This is a genomic window from Chryseobacterium populi (assembly GCF_000282115.1).
GTDB lineage: Bacteria > Bacteroidota > Bacteroidia > Flavobacteriales > Weeksellaceae > Chryseobacterium > Chryseobacterium populi.
Genome location: NZ_AKJY01000095.1, coordinates 22334 through 32988 on the forward strand (window position 1 = coordinate 22334; position 10655 = coordinate 32988).

The 10655-nt window shown below is 34.4% G+C and carries 12 protein-coding genes; 5 read left to right on the forward strand and 7 right to left on the reverse strand.

Annotated features, from left to right (window positions below):
- The first annotated feature begins 13 nt into the window (after nucleotides 1–13).
- Entirely contained in the window at nucleotides 14–1075 is a 1062-nt protein-coding gene (gene ilvC, locus PMI13_RS18155) for a ketol-acid reductoisomerase (protein ID WP_007846459.1), read from the forward strand.
- Nucleotides 1059–2330, forward strand: coding sequence for a threonine ammonia-lyase IlvA (ilvA, locus tag PMI13_RS18160; RefSeq protein ID WP_034670496.1), 1272 nt, complete (start codon nucleotides 1059–1061; stop codon nucleotides 2328–2330). The genes ilvC and ilvA overlap by 17 nt, the downstream gene beginning before the upstream one ends.
- Nucleotides 2331–2373: 43 nt before the next feature.
- Here the strand turns inward: ilvA and PMI13_RS18165 are convergent, their stop codons facing one another.
- Genes PMI13_RS18165 through PMI13_RS21860 form a run of 3 tightly spaced genes read right to left on the reverse strand, consistent with a single transcriptional unit; the run spans nucleotide 2374 to nucleotide 4319 of the window.
- Nucleotides 2374–3192: a GLPGLI family protein gene (locus PMI13_RS18165; RefSeq protein WP_007846461.1), complete on the reverse strand. Its 819-nt coding sequence runs from the start codon at nucleotides 3190–3192 to the stop codon at nucleotides 2374–2376.
- The gene (locus tag PMI13_RS18170; RefSeq protein WP_007846462.1) at nucleotides 3189–4085 is read right to left on the reverse strand and encodes a hypothetical protein; all 897 of its coding nucleotides are present in this window, start codon (nucleotides 4083–4085) and stop codon (nucleotides 3189–3191) included. Before PMI13_RS18170 ends, PMI13_RS18165 begins: the two co-directional genes overlap by 4 nt.
- A 30-nt stretch (nucleotides 4086–4115) precedes the next feature.
- Nucleotides 4116–4319 (reverse strand): bacteriocin-like protein, encoded by a 204-nt coding sequence (locus tag PMI13_RS21860; protein ID WP_449384736.1) that lies wholly within the window; start codon nucleotides 4317–4319, stop codon nucleotides 4116–4118.
- A gap of 426 nt (nucleotides 4320–4745) precedes the next feature.
- Between PMI13_RS21860 and PMI13_RS18175 the strand changes: the two genes are divergently transcribed.
- From PMI13_RS18175 to PMI13_RS18185, 3 genes are all read left to right on the forward strand, one after another.
- On the forward strand, nucleotides 4746–5342 hold the full coding sequence (locus PMI13_RS18175; RefSeq protein WP_007846463.1) for a hypothetical protein: 597 nt from the start codon (nucleotides 4746–4748) through the stop codon (nucleotides 5340–5342).
- Nucleotides 5343–5499: 157 nt separating this feature from the next.
- The gene (locus tag PMI13_RS18180) at nucleotides 5500–6297 is read left to right on the forward strand and encodes an SDR family oxidoreductase (RefSeq protein ID WP_007846464.1); all 798 of its coding nucleotides are present in this window, start codon (nucleotides 5500–5502) and stop codon (nucleotides 6295–6297) included.
- Between the two features lie 118 nt (nucleotides 6298–6415).
- Nucleotides 6416–7330, forward strand: coding sequence for a helix-turn-helix domain-containing protein (locus tag PMI13_RS18185; RefSeq protein WP_007846465.1), 915 nt, complete (start codon nucleotides 6416–6418; stop codon nucleotides 7328–7330).
- 5 nt (nucleotides 7331–7335) lie between these two features.
- On the opposite strand, the gene PMI13_RS18190 is transcribed toward PMI13_RS18185, so the two are convergent.
- The 4 genes from PMI13_RS18190 to PMI13_RS18205 all read right to left on the reverse strand — a co-directional run.
- Nucleotides 7336–7884, reverse strand: coding sequence for an AAA family ATPase (locus PMI13_RS18190; RefSeq protein ID WP_007846466.1), 549 nt, complete (start codon nucleotides 7882–7884; stop codon nucleotides 7336–7338).
- A gap of 10 nt (nucleotides 7885–7894) precedes the next feature.
- Nucleotides 7895–8305 carry a hypothetical protein gene (locus tag PMI13_RS18195; RefSeq protein ID WP_156104486.1) on the reverse strand — a complete coding sequence of 137 codons (411 nt, stop codon included), beginning with the start codon at nucleotides 8303–8305 and terminating at the stop codon, nucleotides 7895–7897.
- A 251-nt stretch (nucleotides 8306–8556) separates the two neighbouring features.
- A complete protein-coding gene (locus PMI13_RS18200; RefSeq protein ID WP_007846468.1) occupies nucleotides 8557–9534 on the reverse strand; it encodes a hypothetical protein in 978 nt (325 codons plus the stop codon).
- An 87-nt stretch (nucleotides 9535–9621) separates the two neighbouring features.
- Nucleotides 9622–10655 (reverse strand): hypothetical protein (locus PMI13_RS18205; RefSeq protein ID WP_007846469.1); only part of this gene is annotated, 1034 nt, incomplete at its 5' end.

Here is a 10655-nt window from a genome sequence, read left to right on the forward strand (position 1 = left end):
TAAATACAAAATTATGGCATTAATTAAATTTGCAGGAGTAGAAGAAAACGTAATAACAAGAGATGAATTTCCGGTTGAAAAAGCCAGGGAAGTTCTGAAAGATGAAACTGTTGCAGTATTGGGATACGGTATCCAGGGGCCGGGACAAGCCCTTAATCTTAAAGATAACGGAATTAATGTAATTGTGGGGCAGCGTAAAAATTCTAAAAGCTGGGATAAGGCAGTACAGGATGGATTTGTTCCCGGTGAAACCTTATTTGAACTGGAAGAAGCAGCGCAAAAAGGAAGTATTCTTTGTTATTTATTAAGCGATGCTGCACAGATCGAATTCTGGCCGGTATTGGAAAAACAGCTTACTCCGGGAAAAACACTATATTTTTCACATGGTTTCGGGATCACTTACAACCATCAGACGAATATTGTACCGCCTAAAGATATAGACGTAGTCTTAGTGGCCCCCAAAGGTTCGGGAACTTCTCTAAGAAGGCTATTTGTTGAAGGGAAGGGGCTTAACAGCAGCTATGCAATCCATCAGGATGCAACAGGAAAGGCTAAGGATAAAGTAACTGCATTAGGGATTGCCGTAGGAAGCGGATACCTGTTTGAAACCAATTTTAAAAAAGAAGTTTACAGTGATCTGGTAGGTGAGAGGGGAACTTTAATGGGTGCGATACAGGGGCTTTTTGCCGCTCAGTTTGAAGTTTTAAGAGCCCAGGGGCATTCCCCTTCGGAAGCATTCAATGAGACAGTGGAAGAATTAACCCAGTCTTTAATGCCTCTTGTTGCTGAAAACGGGATGGACTGGATGTATGCCAATTGCTCTACAACAGCGCAGAGAGGTGCATTAGATTGGTGGAAGAAATTTTATGATGCTACAAAACCCGTATTTGAAGAATTATACGGAAGCGTAAAAGAGGGCAATGAATCACAGAAGTCTATTTCCAGCAACAGTAAAGAAGACTATAGAGAAGGATTGAACAGGGAACTTGAAGAATTGAGAAACAGTGAATTGTGGCAAGCCGGGAAAGTAGTACGGTCGCTGCGTCCGGACAGAGCTTATGAATATGAAAAATAGAACCCTGAATTTTCCATCACTGGATTCGGTGAAAAGCGCCCGGAAGACCCTGGAAAATATTATTAATAGAACACCATTACAAAAAAGCCTGAGACTTTCAGACCAGTTTTCTGCGGATATATTCCTTAAAAGAGAGGATATGCAGCCTGTGCGTTCCTATAAAATAAGAGGAGCTTATAATAAGATCTATAATCTGCATGCAAAAGAAGAGCTGAAAAATGGGATTGTATGTGCCAGTGCAGGAAATCATGCACAGGGAGTTGCATTTGCCTGCAATAAGCTCAAAATTCCGGGAACTGTTTTTATGCCGGTTACAACACCGGAACAAAAACTGGAACAGGTGGCTATGTTTGGCGGAAGCTTCATTGAAATACAACTCACCGGTGATACTTTTGACGATTCAAAAAAATCGGCGATGCAGTACAGCGAAGATTCCGGAGCAGCTTTTATTCACCCGTTTGATGACATTCAGATTATTGAAGGCCAGGCCACTTTAGCAGTGGAAATCATAGAACAGGCAGAAGAAAAAATTGACTTTATTTTTGTGCCCTTAGGAGGTGGCGGACTGGCAGCCGGCATAGTAACCGTTTTTTCAGTCCTGTCTCCCGAAACGAAGATCATCGTTGTAGAACCCAAAGGTGCAGCTTCAATGAAAGCCTCTATCGAAGCAGGAATCAACACGCAGTTGGCTCATATTAATAAATTTGTAGACGGAGCAGCTGTTCAGAAAGTCGGTGACCTTAGTTTTGAGATTTGCAAAGATTATATTTACGACTGTATTGCCGTAGATGAAGGGAAGGTCTGTGAAACGTTATTGGAACTCTACAACAAAGATGCAATGGTTCTGGAACCCGCCGGAGCTTTGGCTATTGCGGCACTGGACCAGTATAAAGATAGAATATCCGGAAAAAATATAGTCTGTATAGCCAGCGGAAGTAATAATGATATTACAAGGACAGAAGAAATAAAAGAACGGGCAATGCTTTATAAAGGATTGAAACACTATTTTATTGTCAGGTTTCCGCAGCGTCCGGGAGCACTTAAAGAGTTTGTACTGAATGTTCTGGGAAAGTCAGATGATATCACTTTTTTTGAATATACCAAAAGAAATTCCCGTGAAACAGCTTCTGCCATTGTAGGAATAGAAGTCGCTTCTTATGCCGATTTTAAAGGGCTTTCAGAAAGGATGAAAGAATCAGGTTATTATGAATCTTATCTCAATGATTCTCCAGATATGATGAATATTTTAATTTAATCAATAAATACTAAAGCCACTTTTACAGGTGGCTTTAAAAATTCTAAAAAATTAGGAGATAAATTTTCTTATCGATAGGATTATTATATTTTCCGAGGATTTCTATGATATAATTATTCATATCCTTATATGAATTGTCTTTTTTACCACTAAAATTATAGTCAAATTCATCACCATAACTATTTACTAATTTAATGTTTTGAGTCGCCGGATCTTTTAAAAAAGTTGAAATATAGGTTTCAATCTTTTTCTTTTTTAACTGAATAAATTTACTTGTCTGAAAAGAATTAATAAAACTTTTAGATGTAACTTTAGTAATTTCAATCATTTCGAAACTGTAATCACCATCTTCGGAATATATCTTCAAAATTAAGCCGGGAAGACCTGAAAATTTATATAATCCGTTTGTAATTGGAATTTCAGGCGCAAATAAAGCAATCCATTTTCTTCCATCTAATTCTATTTTTGCTTCTTGTACTTTGTAACCACTAAAATCCGAAATTTTATTACTTATATTCCAATCTACTTTTAACGGCTCATTAAAGACAAAATATAAATTATTAAAGTTTCCATAATAATTATATTTTTTATCCTCTTGAATAATCGTAAACCTTAAATATGGAGTTTGATCCCCTTTTAAAGTATTTATTGAATCTTTTTCATTAATAAAGTTATAAAAAATGCTTTTAGATTTAGACAATATTTCTAAACGCATATATTCTGTTTTATAATCGGATTTTTCTTTAATAGGGCGGAAATTTACTTTATAGAGGATCTGATAATTCTGAGAAAAGCCAAAAAACATTCCAGAAAATAAGAATGTAAAAAGAAGTAAATTATTAAGTTTTAAATTAAGTATCAATTGTGGAATTTTTCTTTTAAAATTTTTTCGTAAACTTCTGCTTTAGGATCTTTTCTGTGATTTAAATAATTATATAATCCTTTAAAATAAAATGCCTGACAACTTTTACTTAGAAATTGATTGACAGAATCATCCTCAGATTTTTCAACAATATCATATTTAGGTAAGAAGAGATTGAGTTCTTTTTTATGCTTGGCATATCTTCGCATTATATCATATTGCTCATATCTGCTACATGAGAAATCATTTACCTCTTTTTTTATATACTTATTGAAATAATATAGCATAATCTCTTTTTCTGTATTTCCCAAATTTTCATTGTCAACATTTGTAAGAACAGAGAATAACCAGAAGTTGATTGTATATTTTTCAATCTTTTTATATAAATAATCTTCTTTTTCTAAGGGAGGAGTATTTAGTTTTGCTATTTTTTTGAGAACGTTGTCTAATGTGATTTCTGACGTTTTGAGCATCCCATTCACATCATTTTTTTGATAATTTTTTTGATAATTTCCCATTTGAATAAATAAATCAGATACAAGACTTTTGAAAATATAATGATGAAGGCTGTCTTTATCTCCCTTGAAATAAATATTATTTTGATTATTTTCTATTATTAAGGACTCTTGTGGGTTTAAGAAAAGAGGGATATTTATTTTTAAATCTTTATTCTTGTTTTGAATTATGTCAATATTTGTTATTTCATTTTTTTCTTGAATTGTTTTCTTTTCATAACTTCCAATTTCAATTTGTTTTTTTAAAAAAATAACTTCAATTGGAAAATCATTTTTATTTTCAATGGTAATCTTTTGAGCAGAATAAAAACTAGAAAATAGGAGAATAATTAATATTCTCCCAATTTTTATTTTTTTCTTATATTTTTTTAATTGCATATATAAATTTCAGAAATTTTTCTAAATTGATTATTTTATGCATCCTGGCTCACCTCTGTAACAGGCACAAGTATTGAAACATTGTGCTGCACTATCTGAAGGTATATCAATTGGAGGGAGTCCTTGATTGGGGCTTGAAGGGGTGCTTCCGTGACAATGACAATTGTTTTCTCTAAATAGTCCTCCTGTAATACTTTTTAGATCAATCCGGGTTAGTTTTTTTAAGTTTTTCATAATAATAAATGGCTAAATTTAGTTTGGTAAATATATAATAAATCAATCAATAGAGAAAAAAAGTTATTATGTTAATTAGTGTAAAATTATATATAGTTTTTTTGTTTTAATTATATCAACTAAATATTTGATTTACAGTTTTTATTCATTTTTTTTCATCTTGGAAATAAATTAACGATAAACTGATAAATATCATTAGGTTTATTATTTTTATTAAGTCTAAATAAATATAAATTTGTATCACCAAAAACAAACACATATCTAATCATATCCATATCAATTTTTGTTTTTTTCAAACCGGTGAGGTCATATCTTACCGGTTTTTCATTGATGATAACAGCGATTATAAAGATAGGTTAAAAAAGTATTTTATTGTGAATTTGTGGAATAGTCTTTATAACTTGCCGTACCAAATTAATGCTTACTATGAAAAAACTACTGCTGACCCTTTTACTTTTAATAGAAATCAATATCTATTCACAGGATAAAATAAAAGATAATTTTACTGTAAAAGTAAGAGAAGAAGAAGGAGATCTGAATAACGACGGTCTCACAGATAAAATTATGGTAAGCATGGATACTGCAGCTTCTGTTGTGCCCTTAAAACTAGAAATCTTCTTTGGTCAGCAAGATGGAAAACTGAAACCTATTTTATCTTCAACCAATATCATTGAACCTCAATATCCTTCCGGGAAAAATGGAAAGCATACAGTGAATCAGATTTCCAATTTCTCTGTTGAGGATGGAAACCTCATTATGATATCCGATATAAAGGACGGGCAATCTCAGCATACCTTCAGATTTAAAAACGGAAGATTTGAACTGATTCACTTCTCAAAAACTTTCTGGGATGGTAAAAACACAACCAAAGAAACAGATTTTAATCTTCTGACCGGAACCAAAACTGAAGAAACTAAAATTTTAGGTTCGGAAAAACCGGTGAAGAAAACCAAAAGCACAATGAAGGTTCAGGCTCTGCCCGAGCTACAGAATTTCAAAAAATTCGGAAAAGAATTTCAATGATCTTACACTTTTAAATGCACTAAAGAACTACTTTCAGGCTGATAAAAATATCCGATTCTCCCGGATTCCGTTTTGGCTACATCTTTATCCGCTTTGGCAACTACTTCCTTTTTGCTAATGCTGACCTTTGTCCTGTAATTTTAAATACATCAAAAAAATGAAAACAATTTTTATAACAGGTGCATCTGCAGGATTAGGAAAAGCTACTGCAAAATTATTTCAAAACAGAGGTTGGAACGTAATCGCTACAATGAGAAACCCTGAATCTGAAACCGAACTGGACCAGTTGGAAAACATAACCTTACTTCCATTGGATGTAACCAATCCGGCGCAGATTCAGTCTACTGTAAAAAAAGCACTTGAGCTCAGCAATATTGATCTGGTTTTCAATAATGCGGGATACGGACTGATCGGTCCTTTGGAAGCATTGACGGATGATCAGATTGTAAAACAGTTAAACACCAACTTATTAGGGGTTATCCGTGTGACCCAGGCTTTTATCCCTTATTTCAGAGAAAGAAGAAACGGGATGTTTATTACGACCACTTCTATTGGCGGGCTGATTGCGTTCCCTTTAGGATCCACTTATCATGCAACAAAATGGGCATTGGAAGGATGGAGCGAAAGTCTTGCTTTTGAACTCAATACTTTCGGAGTAAATATCAAAACAGTTTCTCCGGGCGGAATTAAAACAGATTTTATAAGCCGTTCTTTAGATATGGGAACACAACCGGAATATGAACCAATGATCAATACAATGTTTTCAAATACCGAAAGTATGATGGAAGGGGCTTCAACACCGGAACTTATTGCTGAGGTAGTATATGAAGCAGCTACAGACGGCAAAAAACAATTAAGATATGTTGCCGGAGCAGATGCAAAAGCATTGTATGCACAACGTCTTGAGCTTGGTGATGAGATGTTCAGAGAACAATTGGGAAAACAGTTTATTTAAAAGAGTTAAGAATTATGAGTTATGAGTTAAGATTCACGGTGTGAAATAAACCTACAACTTCTGATTGACTTTAAACTCATAACTCAAAACTCATAACTAATTTTCATATTTTTATATCATGGAAAAGAAAGACAGCGCCCCTTTAAAGATTTCATCCATATCGGAGCTTCATAATCTGCTAAGGCTTCCGAAGCCTCTTCATCCGCTCATCAGCCTTGTAGATAATACCAAAATGAGTGTTAACAAAGATATGCTTAAACGGAATTTTATTCTCGATTTTTATAAGATCTCATACAAGTTTTCTGAGAACGGTAAAATGGGATATGGGCAGGGCTATTATGATTTTAATGAGGGCGGAATGATGTTTACAGCTCCCAATCAGATATTATCTACTGACGAAGAAGCCGAATATCACGGATACACACTTTTGATTCATCCCGATTTTATAAGGAATTACCCATTGGTGAAGAGCATTAAAAAATATGGATTTTTCTCTTATGATACGAATGAAGCATTACATCTGTCAGACAAAGAGAAAACCCTTATTGTAGGGCTATTGGCAAATATCCAGGGAGAATTGGAAACTGCAATTGATGAGATCAGCCAGGATGTTGTTATTTCTTATGTTGAAGTGCTGCTGAATTACAGCAACCGGTTTTACAAACGCCAGTTTATCACCCGGAAAACGGTGAACAGTAATCTGCTTTCTAAAATGGAATCTCTGCTGGAAGATTATTTCAATAAGCAGGAGGCTTTAAACAACGGCCTTCCTACTGTAGAATTTCTGGCTTCAGAACTGAATCTGTCACCGCATTATCTAAGTGATATGCTCCGTAATCTCACAGGCCAAAATGCCCAACAACATATTCATGAAAAGCTTATTGAAAAGGCAAAAGAATATCTTACAACTACTAATTATTCTGTAGCGGAGATCGCTTATTATCTTGGGTTTGAACATTCACAGTCTTTCAATAAATTATTCAAAAAGAAAATGAATGTAACCCCTTTGAGCTACAAGCAGTCTTTTAATTAACAGGTTTATAAGTGGTCTGTAATAAATTTGACCCTGTTTTCAACGGATTCTAAAGGAACATCTATGAGCCTGTATCCATACCCGGAATAGGTTTTCTTCATGATATCAAAAGTATTTAATGCCTCTTCCCAGGTTTGTTTTCTCTCATCATCAGTAGTATAGATTTCAGGCCAGGGAGGAAGTATGAATACTTTTTGATTATACCGGAGGTTTTGGGCAATATCCTTCATCTCATCAGAGATTTTTAAACTCATCATATCTGCATAACAAAATGAATCTAAGATTCCTCTATCGAAAAAAACGGTATCTGTAGTGGAAAAAAAGGATTTAAAACTTTCTACGGCGGCATTGATCATAAGTGAGGTATACAATTCCCTGTTTTTCCAGGGAAGCCCTTCACCGTTATTTCTTACCTGTTCCTGAATAATTTCCCGGGCATTTTCCGGTACAGTTGTATATCCCTTCTTTTTCAGTTCATTAAGAACGGTTGTTTTTCCGACACCGGGACCGCCGGTGATAACATAAAAATTGGAATGATGACTATGCTTTTGCATTGAGCTTAAATTATTGAAAAGAATTTTTCATCTTCCTGTAATCCCCTTCACTGAAAGATGAAACTTTAATACTAAAACGGATTAATTTGTCTTTTTTCTTTGAATGTACCTCTATGATAATGAAATCTGAAAATAAAAGCCGGTCTCTTTTTAAAGTGCGTAGCATATTGACAGGATATTCAACCATCGGAAATACAATGCCTTTTTTTAAAGGATGATAGCGTTTAACGGAAAAAATAGCCCCCGAATTCTCAAATTGAAAGATCCTCAGATTCATAAGCCGGATGATGATGTACACACCCAATGCAAGGGAGAAAGAAAATAGTGGCCATCTGAAATTTTCATTAATGAAGAATTTCAGGATAAAACCGGCTATGGTCAGAAAAATATCCAATATTAATATTCCTAAGAATATATTCATTTTGCGGATAATTTTATCTTTATTGCTTATAATCATGACATTATACTATATAATTAAATTATATTAGTTGTTTTGTAAAAATATAATTATTATTTTAAATACAAACTGGAAATAGTATGTATAATTTGTATATATTTCAATTTCCATTCCTTGGGTTTAGGCGGGTTTAGATCTGCCCGCAGAAAAGGGATATATCATCATGAGAATGTATCTTTCAGATATAAATGAATAATGAATGTGAAACGACAGGGTTAATTTCCGTATTTCTTTACCCTGATTTTCTTTTCTTTTACTTTGATCATAAATGGTTCAACATTTATTATTTTTCCTGCCTCAACTTTAAAGCCGGAAGTGGTGCGTTCGCTGTAGGTATTGGCTGATAATGAATTTTCGTTAAGCTCGATCTTATAATTCCCCGATTCCAGGAAAGAAACGAATTCACCGTTATCATCAGTGACAATACGTTTTAAGAACAGATCGTCTTTATAAATATTAAAAATAATTCCCCCGGTTTTAGGACTGAATTCCAGAGCTGTTTTGGCATCAAAATCATAAATGACTTTCCCCTGGGCTGTCCCGTTTTGATGGAGAGGGATTTCTAAGAAACAGGAGTGCTTTTGAACTTCAAATTCAGCTTCATCATAATACCATCCCTGCTGGATCACCTGTTTTAAAATAAATTTTCCGAAAGGAACCGATTTATAAATAATATTCCCTTCCTTATTGGTTTTAAAAGAAATATTATTGAGCATGATCAGGTAGTTTTCTGCTTCTTTATCCCCATCATCATATACATTATTGTTGTTATGGTCATAAAATACCAGGGCTTTTATATCTCCTTTCTTTCCCGGGTTCAGGGTATTGGGTTCGAGGTTTAAGGTGACTCCTGCTTCAACGGTAAAAAGATTGTTGCTGAAATTGTTTGAAGAATAATTAAACCACGAAGAATTCAGATAAATCCCGTAACGTTTTTTTGAATATTTCAGGTTAATAAACCCGGAAGGAGACTTTCCATACAATACATCATCCGTATAAGATAATCCCGAAGTTAGATTTATCTTCTTGTCAAAAAAGTTTTTATTAACAAAAGCTGAAACGGAAAGCTTTTTATAGGCTGTATTTTTATTAAGCATCCTGGAAAAGGCATATTCAGAAAGAAAATAGCTTCCGTATTGATAAATGGAAGTTAAATTAAACCATTTGTAATTATAGCTTCCGGTGATTTTCATCTGATATTGAGAACCGTCAATATCCGGATAATTTACTAAACCTGTTTCTATTCCTATGATTGATGAATGCTTTTTATCAGGGCTGGACTAGGTTATATATTCCGTGAGTCTCTGTGCCTTCAGCTGTTTAGCCTCCTGATTCCCCGGGACAATGAAAAAGTTATTATAGGTGTTGGAGTTTTCTTCCTGGTACTGATAACCGATACCCAACCCGAAATTACTTTTTTTAGGAAAATTAATTCCCGTATCAAATCTTATACTGTTTGATTTCAGGTCATTATTGTAAAAATAAAACTTAGGGGAGAAGTTAGAGATAACAACGTTGGTATATACATAATAATCTTTGAAGATATGGGTAGAAAAATTCTGCTGTATCTGTAATATTCCTCTCCGGTTTCCGGGATAATAATCTGTGCTGTAAAAATAATCTCCATTCAGGCTGATCTTACTGATCATCCCGGAATATTGAGATTCCAGTGCTAATGAAGGCTTTGTAACATTGTTATTTTCATAGAAGCTGAGTCCTCCGTATATTCTGGTATTCACTCTCCAGTCTTTATTGAATGAATACTGCATATCTGTTCCCAGCAAATTGTGCTTTGCCTTATCATAAGGATCATTTCTGAAAATATATGTCCCTGAAATGGTACGGGAAGCATTTTGAGCACCAAGCGTACCTTTAGCATAAAAACCGTAGCCGTATTTTAAAAATGAGTTTCTTTCGATCAGGCTAAAAGTCTGGTCAACAAAGCCTACTTCCACCTTTTTATCTTTATCGGAAGAAGTAAAAGCATATTCTGCGCCCCGCCCGAAAAGAGATAATTCTAAAAGTTTATTGATATTTCCCAGCGTAAATTCGCTGTTCTCGCGGTGATAAGAAATATAGGTATTATTCACAACAGGGTCACTTTGATTATTCATCGTGTAAATATTTCCCCTGATTGAAACATACCCTGAAGGTAAATTAAACCCTCCTGATCCTGCCAGCTGATACAGATCAAGATTTTCACCCACATGCCTGTAGCTTGCTGTAATGCTGTTTTTGGATAAATTTGAAAAAGGATTGAATTGGATATCCTGATAGTACTGGGTAGAGGCGGTATTCTGAACGGAAACCGAGG